We start from the raw sequence: 16,548 nt of genomic DNA on the forward strand, positions 1-16,548 counted from the left end.
CTTAAGATTGAAGTTCTTTGTGTCTTGCTCTTGCAAGTAATGTATTTTTTAATAACATCGCAATAGTCATAGGTCCTACTCCACCAGGCACAGGAGTAATAAACTTTGCTTTTTTACTTACCGCTTCAAAATCTACGTCACCTGTAAGACGATAACCACGCTCTCTTGAAGCATCATCAACTCTTGTAATTCCCACATCTATCACGGTAACACCCTCTTTTACCATATCTGCTTTTAGAAATTCAGGAACTCCTAATGCCGTAATTATAATATCTGCCTGTAGTGTTATTTCTTTTAAATTTTGTGTGCGACTATGCGCTAAAGTCACGGTACTGTTTCCTGGATTCCCTTTTTGAGACATTAAAATACTCATAGGTCGTCCCACAATATGGCTACGTCCTATAACTACAGTATGTTTACCTTCGGTAGGAACATTGTACCGCTTTAATAATTCCATTATTCCAAAAGGAGTAGCAGGGATAAAAACCGGCATATCTTGAGCCATTTTCCCAAAATTTGTAGGATGAAAACCATCTACATCCTTATCGGGGTCTACAGCTAGTAAGACTTTTTGCTCATCAATATGTTTAGGTAATGGCAGCTGAACAATATAACCATCAATTTCAGGATTATTATTTAATGCCTCAATTTGATTTAATAACTCATCTTCGGTAGTTTCTTCCGGTAGTTTGATTAGAGTAGATTCAAAACCAATACGCTCACAAGAACGTACTTTGCTACCTACATAAGTGAGACTAGCTCCATCAGTACCTACTAAAACAGCGGCGAGGTGAGGAACTTTCTCTCCTCTTGCTTTCATAGCTTTAACATCAGCAGCAATTTCATTTTTTAAATCGTCGCTGGTTTTCTTTCCGTCTAAGATTGTCATGGTATAATTAAAATTTGGCATTTGAGCTAGTTACATTTTCACCCTATTGTAAGTAGAGCTGTAAACATTCTTAGCGCATATTATTCATCATTTGCATCATTTTGGCTCCGCCTCCACCTTGCATCATTTTCATCATTTTACTCATCTGAGTAAACTGTTTCAATAATTGATTTACTTCCTGTACAGATGTTCCAGAACCTTTACTTATACGTTTTTTACGACTACTATTAATTATTGAAGGTTGCGTACGTTCTTCTTGAGTCATACTATGAATGATCGCTTCTATTCCTTTAAAGGCGTCATCATCAATATCAAGACCTTTTAAAGCTTTACCAGCCCCGGGAATCATCCCAATAAGATCTTTCATATTACCCATTTTCTTAATCTGCTGTATTTGTTTTAAGAAATCGTCAAACCCAAATTGATTTTTAGCGATTTTCTTTTGAAGTTTACGCGCCTCGTCTTCATCAAACTGCTCTTGTGCACGTTCTACCAGAGAGATAACATCTCCCATTCCCAAAATACGATCTGCCATACGTGAAGGATAGAACACATCTATCGCTTCCATTTTTTCACCCGTACCTATAAATTTAATAGGCTTATCTACAACCGTTTTTATTGATAAGGCTGCACCACCTCTGGTATCACCATCTAATTTTGTTAGGATAACCCCATCAAAATTTAGAATATCATTAAATGCCTTAGCAGTATTCACAGCATCTTGCCCTGTCATAGAATCAACTACAAAAAGCGTCTCTTGCGGTTGTATGGCTTTATGAACGGCCTCAATCTCATTCATCATAGCTTGATCAACTGCCAGTCGACCTGCCGTATCTATAATCACCACATTAAAACCATTAGCCTTTGCGTGAGCAATACCAGCTTGCGAAATTTTAACAGGGTCTTTCTCTTCTCTATTAGAATAAACCTCAACGCCTATTTGATCACCTACTACGTGAAGCTGATCAATTGCCGCAGGACGATACACATCACAAGCAACTAGTAACGGTTTTTTAGTTTTTTTGGTTTTTAGATAATTCGCTAATTTCCCAGAAAATGTTGTCTTACCACTACCCTGCAAACCAGACATTAAAATAACAGATGGATTTCCAGAAAGATTAATTCCTTCAGCATCACCTCCCATTAACTGAGTTAACTCATCTTTTACCAACTTGGTCATTAATTGACCTGGCTTAAGAGCAGTCAAAACATCTTGACCTAATGCTTTCTCTTTTACGGTACTGGTAAAATCTTTGGCAATCTTATAGTTAACATCGGCATCTACGAGCGCACGACGAATTTCTTTTAGGGTTTCGGCTACGTTTACTTCCGTAATCTGACCGTGCCCCTTAAGCACGTGCATCGCCTTATCTAACTTATCACTTAAATTATCAAACATAGGTATTCAATTAAGACTGCAAATTTAATGATTTTACTCCTCAGAATAAAGGTTTATTTAGATCTGTGTCGACGATAACCTATCATTACTTTAAAAACAAAAAAAAGGCCGTATTCCCTTAATTAAATACGGCCAATTCACTGCTAAAATTATAAATTAAATCTTAGAAAATACCAGTTTGAAAGAGCTGTCTGTAGTACTTTGCAACTCTACTTTACTTGAAGTTTGATTTACTACTTCAAATGTGCCGTTAAGTGCAGAAAATTCAGAATTACTTTCAAAATCAAGTATTAAATAAACACTTGATTGTGATTGCGCGTCAAATTCTCCTTCTACATTTTCCAAAAAATTAGTTAGTCTATTACGTATTTCTAACTGTCCGTCGTTAGCAAACATAAATGTATAGTTGGCAAAATCTGTTGTGAAATCTGCTCCTGCTTTTACACCAGATTCCAATTTAAATGAAGTGTCAGTTAAAATAGTTTCAAGCTCTTTTTTTAATGTACTTGCTTCTGCTGCAGCTTCTTCATCCATATCATCACTCGCCTCACAAGACTGTAACTCAGTAGCTAACTCTGCATCAGAGTTTATTGTAATTGAGCCTGAATTTTCAGAAGTTAGTGTAATAGGATATTGCACACTAAAAAATTGATTATCTTCTAAACCATTTATAAATGCATAAGTATCTTTCTCACTAGTAAGCACCACGCTACCAGTTTGTTGTGCATTTGCATCAAATGTAAACATACTTACAGGAAAGTTTATATCTAGACATGTAATAGCATCATCTCTAGTTTCATCTGCATTATCGCAAGCTTCTTTTAAAGCATCTAATTCTTGCTGGTTTGCAATTGTTACTTGAGAATAATTGTTTAATTGTACTTGTATAGGGAATTGAAATGTAACAGTATCTGCATCATTCGTAAATTCTGCAAATAGTTCTGCAACTAGACTTAAGCTCGACTCATTAACTAATGTAACTTCCTGACCATTAATTTCTGCCACTACCGGAAATATCACAGAAGCACAGCTTATACCATCTAGCATATCGTCATCTGAACCATCTGCAGCCGTATTGCGCACTAGTAAGTCTGCGGTTTCAGAGTTTGCACTGTTGGTGTTTCCATTTTCATCTATTAGCACATCTTCTTCAGATTGACATGAAGTAAACATTGCTGCAGCAAGTGCTGCGGTACTCAAGATTGTTTTTAGATTTTTCATAATTGTAAAATTTTTATTTGCGTTTTATTTTTGTTCGCTTTCGGTAGTAAGACAATTATGAATCTATTTACCCTACCTTAAATTTACATAAGTTTACTTTTAATTTTCCTCAACCTTTTTAAAACGCATAAGATACCTACATTTTGAAAAGTTCAGATTTAAAAGATTTATGCAAAGAACCTGTATTTAAAGGTTTTTATGACAGCTTTTTACAAGGTGCCAAAAACTTTGCTTTATATAAATGTGGTGACGAGGCGCAGGCGCTAGATCTCACACAAGAAGCTTTTATTAAAATCTGGGAAAATTGCAGCTGTGTAGATTTTGCAAAAGCAAAAACCTATTTATTTACCACGATAAATAATATGTTTTTAAATACAGTAAAACATAACAAGGTGGTGCTTAATTATGAAAAAAACTCAAATACTGATGACAAGTCTTTTCAAGATCCAGTATATATTTTAGAAGAAAAAGAGTTTAAATTAAAACTGCAACAGGCTATTGCCAATCTAAATGAAGGTCAGCGAGAAGTTTTTTTAATGAATCGTATAGACGGAAAAAAATATAGAGAGATTGCAGAACTTCTGGACATCTCAGTAAAGGCAGTCGAAAAACGAATGAGCCTTGCTCTAAAATCATTACGAGAAGAAATACCTAATATTTAGTCTCTAAAAAGTAGGGTAAACTACTCTTTAATTGTCTTATGTATAGAACCCGGTATTAATGGAAGAAGAAAAAAACATATTAAAATGGCTCAATGGTGATATGAGCGACAGAGAGCTTGCTGCTTTTAAGCAAACTTCTGCGTATAAAAAATATGCGCAAATTGCTCAATACGCTAGTGATCTAAAACCTAACCAACTCAATACCGCTCAAGCTTACGCAGCATTTAAAAATAAAGCCGAAGCTAAAAATACCAAACCCAAGGTTATAAAACCCAACTTTAACTGGATAAGTGCAGCTGCAGCAGCTGTGGTTGCAGTATTGATAACTACCTATTTTATTTTTAGTAATCCTGCCACTACTACCGAAGCAAAACTTGCCCAACTTACACAAACACAACTTCCAGATCAATCTGAGGTACTGTTAAATTCGGGAAGTTTGTTAACTTATGTAAAGAATGATTGGGATAAAAATAAACGCGAAGTAAAATTAAAGGGAGAGGCTTATTTTAAGGTAACCAAAGGCAGTAATTTTATAGTAGAAACCAGTGCAGGAAAGGTACAAGTACTAGGAACGCAATTTAATGTTAAAGAGCGTAAAGATTATTTTGAAGTACATTGTTATGAAGGTCGAGTACGTGTAGATCACGGAGGTAAAAAATTGGTATTGACTCCCGGAGAACGCTACAGATTTATAAACGGTACAGGAAAAAAAATGACAGGACTTCCTGCTACTCAACCCAGCTGGACCTTAGATGAAAGCTCATTTGATGCAATACCGTTAAAGTATGTACTTAATGAACTGGAACGCAAATTTGACATCACTATTACCACCCAATCTATAGATGTAGACCAATTGTTTGCCGGAAGTTTTGGCAACAAAAATCTTGATAAAGCATTGCGTGCAGTAACTGTGCCGTTGGGTATAGAGTACGACGATACAAACCCAAAAAATATACGCTTATATGCAAATAACCAGTAGTAAGCTTTTATTTACAATTTTGTTTCTAATAGGTTTTACAAGTGTTGGTCAGGATACGTCAAACAATCTTGCACTAAGCGAGTTCTTAATAAATATAGAAGATAAATTTGATGTAAAATTTTCCTACAGTGTAAGTGCCGTAGCTCCTTATGACATTGAACAAAATGAAAATCTATCTACAATAACTGAAGTTATTGAGTATATAAATTTAAACACCCTTTTTATTGCTGAAGCTATCGATACACGTTATATCACTCTGGTACTCACCAATAAAAAACTGAGCGTTTGTGGTATCTTAAAAGATGCTATAACTCAAGAAGCTTTAGCAGATGCCAGTATTACAATCTCTACTACTAAAGGAACCATTAGCGCTGCAAATGGTAATTTTTCTTTTACCAACATTAATCCTACAGACAACATAACCATTTCTTATTTAGGATATCAAACTCGTAGTTTTCCGGCATCACTATTAATTAAAAAAGATGCTTCCTGTAAAACGATAACATTAGAAAAAGAAGATTTCGCTTTAAGCGAAATTGTAATCACTCAATTTTTAACCAGCGGATTACAGAAAACCATTGATGATAATTTAATTATAAATAGCGACCGTTTTGGGATACTTCCTGGCTTAACAGAACCAGATGTATTACAAACCATACAAGTATTACCAGGTGTGGAGAGTATAGATGAAAGCATTAATAATATTAATGTGCGTGGTGGTACTCAAGATGAAAATCTCATGTTATGGGATGATATTGTGATGTACCATTCCGGGCATTTTTTTGGACTTATTTCGGCCTATAATCCTAATCTTACTAAGCGTATAGAAGTGACAAAAAATGGCACCTCATCAGAATATGGAGGTGGTGTAAGCAGTACTATTATAATGTCTACAGATAATGAAGTTACAAACGAGCTAAAAGGAGGTGTAGGTTTAAACGGATTAAGTGCAGATGCCTTTTTACAAATTCCGCTTAGCAAAAATATTTCGGTACAATTATCTGGACGCAGGTCTATCTCAGATCAGTTACAAACCCCTACCTACCAATCCTATTTTAAACGAAGTTTTCAAGATTCAGAAATTAACAGCGCCGGTGAAAGTACTAACACATCGCTAGAGACTTCTTCAGATTTTAAGTTTTATGATTACTCTGCAAAATTACTTTATGATATTTCTAGCAGACATAAATTTCGCGTAAGCTTTATTAATATCAATAATGACCTGGCTTATCAAGAATTTAATAAGGATAGCGATCTGGCAATCAAAGAAAGTAAGCTAAAACAAAAAAACAGCGCAGTTGGTGCTAATTTAACTTCGGTGTGGAGCAATATTTATTCCACCTATATTAATACCTACTATACAAAGTACAATATTGATTCTGAAGAAGAAGAAGTATCGTCAGAGCAACAATTAAAACAGGAAAATGAGGTATTAGAAACCGGTATAAAATTTAAAGGAATTTTTAAATTAAATCCAGAAATCAATTGGGTACACGGCTATCAATTTACCGAAACCGGCATACACAATGCGACCAATGTAAACCAGCCTCTGTTTACGCAACGTAAAAAAGATGTATTGCGCAGCCACAGCTTGTTTAATGATTTTACTTATAAAAAAGGTTTTACGTTTATAAGAGCAGGCGCGCGTATCTCGTACTTTGAAAAGTTCAAAAAAACACGTGTAGAACCTCGTATAAATGCACGACAAAAGTTTGCCGATAAGTTTGCTTTTAAACTTCAAGGAGAATTAAAGTACCAGACTGCCACACAAATAATTGATTTTGAAGACGATTTTCTAGGCGTAGAAAACCGCAGATGGATTCTCGCAAATGATGCAGACATCCCGCTTATACGCAGTAAACAATTCTCTGGCGGGATTGACTATAAAAGTAATGGTTGGCTGATAGATTTAACAGGATTTAGTAAAACCGTAACGGGTATCACAGCTTCCAATCAGGGATTTCAAAATCAGTTTCAGTTTATTAAAACCTCTGGAAGATATACCACAAAGGGACTAGAAATTTTAATAAATAAAAGCACAAATAAGCTGAGCACCTGGCTTACTTATACCTTTTCTGAAAATAATTACACCTTCGATGAGTTAAGTCCAGATACCTTCCCAAATAATACAGACTTGAGACACTCGCTTACTTTTGCCAGTAACTATTCTATTTTAAACAACTTAAAAATTGCTGCCGGCGCTACTTACCACAGCGGAAGACCCTATACAAAACCTGTAGAAAATGCCGAAACCGTGTCTAGCGGATCTACAACGCGCATTGTAAATTATGGATTGCCTAACGGCGAAAATCTAGATGATTTTTTTAGGCTTGATGCTTCATTAGTTTATGATTTTGACTGGAATACAATTAGTTCAAAACTAAGCATTGGAGTTCTTAATGTTCTCAATACAACTAATACGATTCAACAATATTACCAGGTAAACCCTGAAGATAATTCTCAAGCAATTGCTATTAAGAATAAGTCGCTTGGTTTTACTCCTAATGCTTCATTGCGGATTAATTTTTAATTTACATACGCTCGGGAACTTCAATCCCAAGTAATCCAAAAGCAGCTGCAATTACATCACTCACCTTCTTAGAAAGTGCAACTCTAAAACTCTTTTCACTATCAGAGTCTGCTCCTAATATCGAAACTTGCTGGTAAAATGAATTAAATTCTTTTACTAAATCATAGGTATAGTTGGCTATAAGCGCCGGACTTTGATTTTCTGCAGCCAGTTGTATAGTTTCAGGATATAAAGCTATTTGCTTAATAAGTTCCTTTTCTTTTATATGTAGTTCTTTATGATCTACATCTACCGGAACTCCTGTATCTATAGCTTTTCGTAAAATAGATTGAATACGCGCATAGGTATATTGAATAAAAGGACCTGTATTCCCTTGAAAATCTACAGATTCTTCCGGGTTAAAAAGTATGCGTTTTTTAGGATCCACTTTCAAAATATAATATTTGAGTGCACCTAATCCTATCATTTTATAAAGCTCCTGCTTTTCATCATCACTATACCCATCTAACTTACCTAGCTCTTCTGCGATATTTCCAGCAGTGCTGGCCATTTCTTCAATTAAATCATCTGCATCAACAACGGTCCCTTCCCTGCTTTTCATTTTTCCGCTAGGTAAATCCACCATGCCATAGCTTAAATGGTATAGGTTTTCAGCCCATTCGTAACCTAGTTTTTTCAAAATTAAGAACAATACTTTAAAATGATAATCCTGTTCATTACCCACGGTATAAATCATACCACCTACATCGGGATGATCTTTTACACGTTGTATGGCAGTACCTATATCTTGAGTCATATAAACAGAAGTCCCGTCACTACGTAGTACGATTTTCTCATCAAGACCATCTTCAGTAAGATCACACCAAACTGAGCCATCTTCTTTTCTATAAAAAACACCTTTTTTTAGGCCTTCTTCAATATTGTCTTTTCCTAATAAATAGGTATTACTCTCAAAATAATAACTATCAAAATCAACCCCTAGATTTTTGTAGGTTTGCTCAAAACCTTCGTATACCCAGCCGTTCATCATTTTCCACAGTGAAACCACTTCGTCATCACCTGCCTCCCATTTACGGAGCATATCTTGAGCTTCTAAAAGTAACGGAGCTTGTTTCTCTGCTTCTTCTTGAGTTTTTCCTTGCGCTACTAGATACGACTGCTCTTCTTTATAAGCCTTATCAAATTTTACGTAGTAATTTCCTACAAGCTTATCTCCTTTTAGACCGCTGCTTTCTGGAGTTTCATTTGCTCCAAATTTTTTCCAGGCTAACATACTCTTACAAATATGAATTCCGCGATCATTAATAATTTGGGTTTTATAAACTTTCTTTCCTGAAGCTTTAATTATCTCAGCTACCGAATAACCTAGAAGATTATTACGTACGTGCCCTAAATGAAGTGGCTTATTTGTATTAGGAGATGAATACTCCACCATAACCGCATTGCCTGTAGCTGGTTTATGCCCATAGTTTTCTATAGATTTTATTCTATTGAAAAACTCAAGATAATAATCATCGGAAATAACCAGATTTAAAAAACCTTTAACCACATTAAAATCAGAAATTTCTGAAATATTTTCTTTCAAAAACTCTCCTATTTGCTCACCAATAATAACAGGATTGCCTTTTGCTACTCTTAAGATCGGAAATACAACTACCGTTAAATCGCCTTCAAAATCTTTACGAGTAGGCTGCAATTCTACCTCTAGTAATTCTGCGTTATATATATTCTTAACAGCATCTTTAACTGCCTGACTAATTTTTTGTGATAAATTCATGAGCTTTATTTCTGAACCCGCAAAGATAAGCAAATACAGCCTTTACCAAAGTAAAATGCTAATGTGGTGTTGTCTGGTTTCCGAAAAAAGCAATCCTAATAATTAGAGTAAATAATTCTTCACAAACCTGTATCTTTAAAAGAAAAGATGTTGCTCAATGTTTCTTATAACAATCCAGAAGTAAAAAGAAAAATCATTAATGAAGTAGGTCCGCCATTTACAATTCGTGAACGCTTAAGAATGCGTGGCATAGGTTCTTCAAAATTATTTATTACAAGCACAAGCATAGAAATTCATAACCTATTAATATTAGATAGTTACCTAAATACTTGTAATATAGAAATGCGACCAAAAGGTATAATCGTAGGTTTTCGATCGTTATTAGAATCCTATGCTCTAATCATACCGTATTATAAATTGCATTTATATAAGGGCAAAGCTGAAGAGTACAGCATTTATAGAGATAACTATTTTATAAAAATTAGGGCTCTCGCAACGGATAAAGCCACGCATAACTTTATTAAAAAAATACTTGATTATAAAGCAGAAAACCTTCCTCAACTTCCAGAAGGAATGTAATATCTTAGAATTATTCATATTAAAACATACCTATGAAAATCTTACTTACGGGCGCTAACGGCTATATAGGTATGCGTCTCTTACCGTTACTTTTAGAACAAGGTCACGAGATTGTCTGTGCTGTGAGAGACAAAAATAGACTTTCTGTAAATGCGCGTATTTTAAAGCGCATTACTATAATTGAAATCGATTTTTTACAAGAACCCGAGGTTTCAAAATTACCAAAAGATATTGATGCCGCCTATTATCTCATCCATTCTATGACATCTTCGACATCAGATTTTGATGAAAAAGAAGAACTTTCAGCACGTAATTTCAATACCTATTTAAAAAATACCAATTGTAAGCAGGTTATTTATTTAAGCGGTATTGTTAACGAAAAAAACTTAAGCAAGCATTTAAGGTCGAGAAAACAAGTTGAAGATATGCTCTATAATGGTAATTTTAAACTCACCGTACTTAGAGCTGCCATTATTGTGGGTTCTGGAAGCTCCTCTTTTGAGATTATACGTGATTTATGTGAGAAGTTACCCATTATGATAACACCAAAATGGGTGACTACACGCTGCCAGCCTATTGCTATTCGTAATGTCTTACAGTATCTGTCAGGTGTGCTGGGTAATGAAGCTTGTTACAATGAATCCTTTGATATTGGAGGTCCAGATATTCTTTCATATAAAGAAATGATGTTGCGCTACGCAGAAATAAGATCCCTATCTCTCACAATTTTAGATGTCCCGGTTATGAGTCCCAAGATCTCCTCGTACTGGCTTTATTTTGTCACATCTACAAGCTACAAACTCGCTTTAAATCTTGTAGACAGTATGCGTATAGAGGTTATCACAAGAGATACGCGTTTGCAGGAATTACTACAAATAACACCACTCACCTATATCGAAGCCATCAAACTAGCATTTGAAAAAATCGAGCAAAATCAAGTAGTCTCTAGTTGGAAAGATTCAATGATTAGCGGAAGGTTTAGAAAAGATGTAAGTGAGTATATAAAAGTGCCAGAATTTGGATGTCTCAAAGACCGACAGACTATTAAACTTGATAACCCAGAACAAGCTCTAGAAAACATATGGTCTATAGGCGGTAATCGCGGCTGGTATTACGCTAACAAACTCTGGAAAATACGCGGATTTGCAGATAAAATTTTTGGCGGCGTAGGTTTGCGTAGAGGACGTACACATACAAACCAACTTTATGAAGGGGACTCTCTGGATTTCTGGAGAGTGTTACTCGCAGACAAAAAAGAGAAGCGTTTACTCTTGTTTGCAGAAATGAAAGTTCCCGGAGAAGCATGGTTAGATTGGGAAATTGATGATGATAATATTTTACATCAAACAGCCACCTTTAGACCACGTGGTTTATGGGGAAGACTTTACTGGTTTAGTATGCTACCCTTTCATTATTTTATTTTTGAAGGTATGATTAGAAATATTGCTACATATAACCCAAATAATAATTTACCCTAAAAACTTTGCATAAAATTAAAGACAATTTACTCCTGTTTTCATCTATTGCTATTTTATTAATAGTATGCTTTTTCTTTTATAGATATACCACAGAAAGTTATAATTTAATTGAAAGCACCGCATTAAAAGTACGTGATATCTTCGGTCAATTTTATTTAGTGCTGGGTCTTGTAAGTGTATTTCTACTGCTTGGTATAGCACTTTCAAAGTGGGGAAACTACAAACTTGGAAAACCGACTGAGAAGCCAGCATTTTCTAGAATAGCCTGGATTTCTATGTTATACAGTGCCGGAATGGGAGCTGGAATTTTGTTGCGAGCTGTACAGGAACCTGTATATATGTTTGAAAATTCACCAATAAATACCGGCCAATCTAAGGAAGTTATAGCTCTAGAGTTTACATTTTATCAATGGGGATTTACTGCCTGGGCCTTTTATACACTATTTGCTTTAGCTATAGGTACAGCCGTATTTAAATTTAATAGACCCACGTTAACCAGTAGTACTGTTTTTCACTCAGAACAATTAATAAGCAAATCGTATATAAATGGAAAGTTCTTAATAGATCTCTTAACCATATTAACTACTGTTTTTGGCCTTGTAGCAGCTGTAGGACTGGGAGCTAGTCAAATTAAAGGAGGATTGGATCATCTTCTAGGAGACGTTTTGAACTACAATTTCATCATTTTACTCATAATTATAATTGGTATATTTTCATTACTATCTGCTTTGAGCGGTGTGGATAAGGGTATCAAGAGGCTATCATCGGCAAATATTTATCTTACTCTTGCTCTTCTGTTATTTGTCTTCGTTCAAGGAGATATATTCGAAATTGTAAAACAATTTGGTATAGCTTTTTACCAGTATATAATTGATTTTATTCCTTTAAGTCTTGCAGTAGGAATTTATAATCCAGGGAAACAATTCTTAACAGACTGGACTTATTATTACTGGGCATTCTGGATAGCCTGGGCTCCATTTACAGGGATTTTCATAGCTAGGATCAGTAAAGGAAGAACTATACGTGAGATTATAATTGGGGCTTTACTTATTCCCTCAATAGGAACTTTTTTCTGGTTTTCTGTGTTTGGAACTTCAGCTTTTAAACTTATTGAAGATTGGGGAAGTTATTCAGATGAGTTTGGGAATGTGTTCACCTCATTATTTATTTTTCTTTCTAACTATCCCTTGCAAACTATCGTAAATAGCTTAATCATTATACTACTTATAGGATTTCTAGTAACCTCCTTAGATTCTGCCATTTACGTGCTTAGCACCTTTACATCTAAAACAGAGAATCCTTCACGTAAACATCGCATTTTATGGAGCGTAATATTAACTATGAGCGCTATAGGACTCGTGATATTGGGTTTTGCCCGAGAAGGAAGTGATGTACTTGTAGCCGCCCAGATGCTGCTTATAATTACATCACTCCCTTTGAGCTTATTTATGGTATGGATGATCATCAAATGGATACTGAATCTCTACCGGTGGAAAATGTAGTATTAAGCCTTAGGAAGAAAAATTTCAGCCATCATACAACGTGCGCTTCCTCCTCCGCAAGTCTCTATAGTTTCTAGATCACTGCTTACAATTTCGCAATACTTAGTAATACTTTTTATTTGCCCATCATTTAAAGATAAATGAGCACTTTTACTCATTACAAGGATGTTAACCCCTTTATCATTAACCACCTGTAACATATTGCCTGCAAATTGATGCATTTGTTTTTCTGAAATAGCAATAATTTCCTTTCCGGATTCCTTTAACTGATTAATTACAAATTTTCGTTCCTTTTTGTCATCAATACTATCTAAACAAATAACGCAAAATTCTTCTGCCACACACATCATAACATTAGTGTGATATATAGGAAGTCGCTTTCCGTCTACAGTTTGATAGGCATTAAAGATTACAGGTAAATATTCAAAATCTTCACAAAATTCTATAAATAGATCCTCATCTGCTCTAGCTGAAAGCGCACAATAAGCTTTCTCATTAACTCGATCTAGAATTATACTACCGGTTCCTTCAAGAAAAATACTTTCCTCTTCGGCCTCTGTGTAATCAACGATATTATTAATTTGAAAACCTGAATCTTCTAAAACATTAAAAAATTCTTCTCTACGCTCTCGCCTTCTATTTTCGGCATACATAGGGTATAAAGCGACATTCCCATTTTTGTGAGTACTTACCCAATTATTTGGAAATATTGAATCTGGAGTGTCAAGCTCTTTATCATCATCTAGAACAAGCACATTCACACCAACAGACTTTAATTTTGAAACAAACTGATCAAATTCTTGCTGAGCCTTTTTATTTATTTCTTCATTTTTAAGAGCTAGATCTTCTTGAAAGTAGTTATTAATAGCAGTCTGTTCATTCATTCTAAATGCTACAGGACGTACCATCAATACCGTATTAGTAACTTGCTTCATTATAATTTTTTGCGCAAATGTAGAGTTTCACTTTTCAATTTTCATAGCCTTTTGCCAGTATTTTGTATTAGAATATTTTTATTCTCGTACTAGTGGAAGTGTACTGCATCGCAATAAACCTTCTTGCTTTGAAATTTCTGCATAGGGCACTTCTTCAACTGTGATTCCCTTGCTTCTTAACCATGTATTAAGTCGCGTAAAATTCTTTTCTGAAATAACGATGTCCGGAGCTATTGAAAAAATATTAGAGTTCATATTAAACATTTCTTCAGAATCTATTTCAAAAATATTTTCCTTTCCATAATGATTGACCAGCCATATATACTCCTCTTCATTTAAAAATCCGTTCTTATGAATTATTGCAAATTTATCACCTACTGGCTGAAAACAACAATCTAGATGTAGTGCATTTTCATACGGATTAGAATTAGATTTTCGAAGATTAAAAGACACTACCGTCTTATCGGGAAATGATTTTTGCAAGTGATTTACCGCCTCCATATTAGTACGTGCAATTATATAGTCTGGATAGTCTACCTCACGATAAACACCCACAAATATATAATCGCCCACTGGCATCACATCTCCTCCTTCGATGTGAGCTTCTTCAGGAAATCGTATAATTTTGCTTTGATCCATCTGAGCTAGTACGTGCTCAATCGCTTCAATTTCCTCTTCACGATCGGGGAGAATATTCGCTTTGATAAAAATATCATTAATAACAAAACCAATGTCTCTAGTAAATATTTGATTACAATTTTCAATCAATTTTGGCCTAAACACTTGTACGCCATATTTATTAAAGACTTCTTCAACTGCTTCAATTTCTCTAAGCATATCTTCCTCTTTCGGATAGGTATTGGCCTTTATATACAGCATAGATTTAGGATCGTATGCTTCCTTTAAAGTGGGAACAGGACCATTGCTTTTAGCAGTTCCGAGTATTACAGACCTAAGACGAGAGGTCTCATCGTTTACATTCAGTTTTATCATAAAATCTAATTGTCGTAATTATATAAATATAAAGCGGGTTCTTGAAGAGAATCAAAAACCCGCTTTTTATAATACAGAACCCGCAGATTCTAACGTTCTTCCATAGGTTTAAATGATCTCAACGTCTCACCTATGTACACTTGGCGAGGGCGTCCTATTGGCTCTTTGCGCAATCGCATTTCTCTCCATTGTGCAATCCATCCCGGTACACGCCCCATTGCAAACATAACCGTGAACATTTCTACAGGAATCCCAAGTGCCCGATAGATTATACCTGAATAAAAATCTACATTAGGATATAATTTACGCTTTACGAAATAGTCATCTTCAAGCGCTTCTTTTTCAAGACCTTTTGCAATCGCTAACACTTCATCATCAACACCTAATTTCTCAAGGACATCATCTGCTGCTTTCTTGATAATTTTAGCCCGAGGATCAAAATTCTTGTAAACTCTATGACCAAAGCCCATAAGACGAAACGGATCATCTTTGTCTTTAGCTTTTTGCATATATTTTTTAGTATCTCCACCATCTGCTTTAATGGCCTCAAGCATTTCAATAACTGCTTGATTTGCCCCACCATGCAATGGTCCCCATAATGCAGATATACCTGCAGAAATAGAAGCAAATAATCCCGCATGTGAAGATCCTACTATTCGTACAGTAGAAGTAGAGCAGTTTTGCTCGTGATCTGCATGAAGAATTAATAATTTATCTATGGCCTCAATAATAGAAGAATCTACCTTATACTCACTATTAGGTTTAGAGAACATCATTTTATGTAAATTCTCAACATAACCTAAACTATCATCCCCGTAATCAAGAGGTTTGCTCATTTTAGTACGCATAGTCCACGCTACTAAAACCGGGAATTTACCTAGTAATTTAACGATAGCTTTATACATATCCTCTTCAGAATCAACATTAACTGCCCCTGGGTTAAAAGCAGTAAGTGCCGAAGTTAAAGAAGCTAAAACGCCCATGGGATGAGCAGACTTAGGAAAACCGTTAAGAATTTTCTTTATATCTTCATCTACATGATTTTCTTCCTTGATATCTTTATGGAATTTATCTAATTGATTTTGGGTAGGTAATTCACCAAAAATCAGTAAATAAACAACTTCAAGAAATGATGCTTTTTCAGCTAATTCTTCAATTGAATATCCTCTATATCTTAAAATACCTTCTTCTCCATTCAGAAATGTTATTGCACTCTCACAACTTCCGGTATTTTTATATCCGGGATCTATAGTTGTATATCCTCCGGTAACTGCTCTTAAGCTAGCTATATCGATTGCATTCTCATTTTCAGTACCTGTAATTACAGGAAATTCATAGGATTTATCCCCAATTGTCAACGTAGCATTATCTGCCATTATATTATAAGTTTTAGCTGATTATCAAAAAATTCAAGTGTTGCTAAAATACAAAATTAAGAGAGATTATTAAAGAAAATAGCTGGCTTGCGTGGTTAAAAAAAACCAAATAATTTAATCCATAAATTTTAATGCTTCTATCAAAATTAAATTGGTGAATCATCATCCCTATCAAAGTAAAATTTTTGAAAAAAAAGAAAAAAAAAGCATCCAAAATGGATGCTTTTT

General features: G+C 34.9%; 13 protein-coding genes. 6 read left to right on the forward strand and 7 right to left on the reverse strand.

The features are described from left to right. Position 1: 1 nt before the first annotated feature. The 3 genes from DSM00_RS08615 to DSM00_RS08625 all read right to left on the reverse strand — a co-directional run bounded on the left by DSM00_RS08615 (position 2) and on the right by DSM00_RS08625 (position 3,509). Positions 2 to 889, reverse strand: coding sequence for a bifunctional 5,10-methylenetetrahydrofolate dehydrogenase/5,10-methenyltetrahydrofolate cyclohydrolase (locus DSM00_RS08615; protein ID WP_128757813.1), 888 nt, complete (start codon positions 887 to 889; stop codon positions 2 to 4). A gap of 70 nt (positions 890 to 959) precedes the next feature. After that, positions 960 to 2,288, reverse strand: coding sequence for a signal recognition particle protein (ffh, locus tag DSM00_RS08620; protein ID WP_128757634.1), 1,329 nt, complete (start codon positions 2,286 to 2,288; stop codon positions 960 to 962). 156 nt (positions 2,289 to 2,444) lie between these two features. After that, positions 2,445 to 3,509, reverse strand: coding sequence for a hypothetical protein (locus DSM00_RS08625; RefSeq protein WP_128757635.1), 1,065 nt, complete (start codon positions 3,507 to 3,509; stop codon positions 2,445 to 2,447). Positions 3,510 to 3,652: 143 nt separating this feature from the next. On the opposite strand from DSM00_RS08625, the gene DSM00_RS08630 reads away from it, so the two are divergent. From DSM00_RS08630 to DSM00_RS08640, 3 genes are read left to right on the forward strand one after another with little or no spacing between them, the layout of a single operon-like run. Further along, positions 3,653 to 4,171 carry an RNA polymerase sigma factor gene (locus DSM00_RS08630; protein ID WP_128757636.1) on the forward strand — a complete coding sequence of 173 codons (519 nt, stop codon included), beginning with the start codon at positions 3,653 to 3,655 and terminating at the stop codon, positions 4,169 to 4,171. A gap of 58 nt (positions 4,172 to 4,229) precedes the next feature. Next, entirely contained in the window at positions 4,230 to 5,150 is a 921-nt protein-coding gene (locus tag DSM00_RS08635) for a FecR family protein (RefSeq protein ID WP_128757637.1), read from the forward strand. Then, positions 5,134 to 7,680: a TonB-dependent receptor gene (locus tag DSM00_RS08640; protein ID WP_128757638.1), complete on the forward strand. Its 2,547-nt coding sequence runs from the start codon at positions 5,134 to 5,136 to the stop codon at positions 7,678 to 7,680. The genes DSM00_RS08635 and DSM00_RS08640 overlap by 17 nt, the downstream gene beginning before the upstream one ends. Position 7,681: 1 nt before the next feature. On the opposite strand, the gene argS is transcribed toward DSM00_RS08640, so the two are convergent. Then, positions 7,682 to 9,457 (reverse strand): arginine--tRNA ligase, encoded by a 1,776-nt coding sequence (argS, locus tag DSM00_RS08645; RefSeq protein WP_128757639.1) that lies wholly within the window; start codon positions 9,455 to 9,457, stop codon positions 7,682 to 7,684. 147 nt (positions 9,458 to 9,604) lie between these two features. On the opposite strand from argS, the gene DSM00_RS08650 reads away from it, so the two are divergent. The 3 genes from DSM00_RS08650 to DSM00_RS08660 are packed head-to-tail and all read left to right on the forward strand — an operon-like array spanning position 9,605 to position 13,016. Continuing rightward, a complete protein-coding gene (locus tag DSM00_RS08650; protein WP_128757640.1) occupies positions 9,605 to 10,036 on the forward strand; it encodes a hypothetical protein in 432 nt (143 codons plus the stop codon). 32 nt (positions 10,037 to 10,068) lie between these two features. Then, positions 10,069 to 11,514 (forward strand): SDR family oxidoreductase, encoded by a 1,446-nt coding sequence (locus DSM00_RS08655; RefSeq protein ID WP_128757641.1) that lies wholly within the window; start codon positions 10,069 to 10,071, stop codon positions 11,512 to 11,514. 5 nt (positions 11,515 to 11,519) lie between these two features. Next, complete coding sequence (locus tag DSM00_RS08660; protein ID WP_128757642.1) at positions 11,520 to 13,016, forward strand: BCCT family transporter; 1,497 nt, start codon at positions 11,520 to 11,522, stop codon at positions 13,014 to 13,016. Between the two features lie 2 nt (positions 13,017 to 13,018). On the opposite strand, the gene ctlX is transcribed toward DSM00_RS08660, so the two are convergent. From ctlX to DSM00_RS08675, 3 genes are all read right to left on the reverse strand, one after another. Beyond that, positions 13,019 to 13,951, reverse strand: coding sequence for a citrulline utilization hydrolase CtlX (gene ctlX / locus DSM00_RS08665; protein WP_128757643.1), 933 nt, complete (start codon positions 13,949 to 13,951; stop codon positions 13,019 to 13,021). A gap of 78 nt (positions 13,952 to 14,029) precedes the next feature. Next, positions 14,030 to 14,944, reverse strand: a complete 915-nt coding sequence (locus DSM00_RS08670; protein WP_128757644.1) for a dimethylarginine dimethylaminohydrolase family protein — start codon at positions 14,942 to 14,944, stop codon at positions 14,030 to 14,032. 89 nt (positions 14,945 to 15,033) lie between these two features. After that, the gene (locus DSM00_RS08675; protein WP_128757645.1) at positions 15,034 to 16,320 is read right to left on the reverse strand and encodes a citrate synthase; all 1,287 of its coding nucleotides are present in this window, start codon (positions 16,318 to 16,320) and stop codon (positions 15,034 to 15,036) included. Positions 16,321 to 16,548: the final 228 nt, after the last annotated feature.

This window comes from Leeuwenhoekiella aequorea (assembly GCF_004104375.1).
In the GTDB taxonomy this organism is placed as follows: domain Bacteria; phylum Bacteroidota; class Bacteroidia; order Flavobacteriales; family Flavobacteriaceae; genus Leeuwenhoekiella; species Leeuwenhoekiella aequorea.

Coding starts and splice junctions, on each gene's coding strand:
- DSM00_RS08615 (WP_128757813.1), bottom strand. CDS start 889: ATGACAATCTTAGACGGAAAGAAAACCAGCGACGATTTAAAAAATGAA.
- ffh (WP_128757634.1), bottom strand. CDS start 2,288: ATGTTTGATAATTTAAGTGATAAGTTAGATAAGGCGATGCACGTGCTT.
- DSM00_RS08625 (WP_128757635.1), bottom strand. CDS start 3,509: ATGAAAAATCTAAAAACAATCTTGAGTACCGCAGCACTTGCTGCAGCA.
- DSM00_RS08635 (WP_128757637.1), top strand. CDS start 4,230: ATGGAAGAAGAAAAAAACATATTAAAATGGCTCAATGGTGATATGAGC.
- DSM00_RS08640 (WP_128757638.1), top strand. CDS start 5,134: ATGCAAATAACCAGTAGTAAGCTTTTATTTACAATTTTGTTTCTAATA.
- argS (WP_128757639.1), bottom strand. CDS start 9,457: ATGAATTTATCACAAAAAATTAGTCAGGCAGTTAAAGATGCTGTTAAG.
- DSM00_RS08650 (WP_128757640.1), top strand. CDS start 9,605: ATGTTGCTCAATGTTTCTTATAACAATCCAGAAGTAAAAAGAAAAATC.
- DSM00_RS08655 (WP_128757641.1), top strand. CDS start 10,069: ATGAAAATCTTACTTACGGGCGCTAACGGCTATATAGGTATGCGTCTC.
- ctlX (WP_128757643.1), bottom strand. CDS start 13,951: ATGAAGCAAGTTACTAATACGGTATTGATGGTACGTCCTGTAGCATTT.
- DSM00_RS08670 (WP_128757644.1), bottom strand. CDS start 14,944: ATGATAAAACTGAATGTAAACGATGAGACCTCTCGTCTTAGGTCTGTA.
- DSM00_RS08675 (WP_128757645.1), bottom strand. CDS start 16,320: ATGGCAGATAATGCTACGTTGACAATTGGGGATAAATCCTATGAATTT.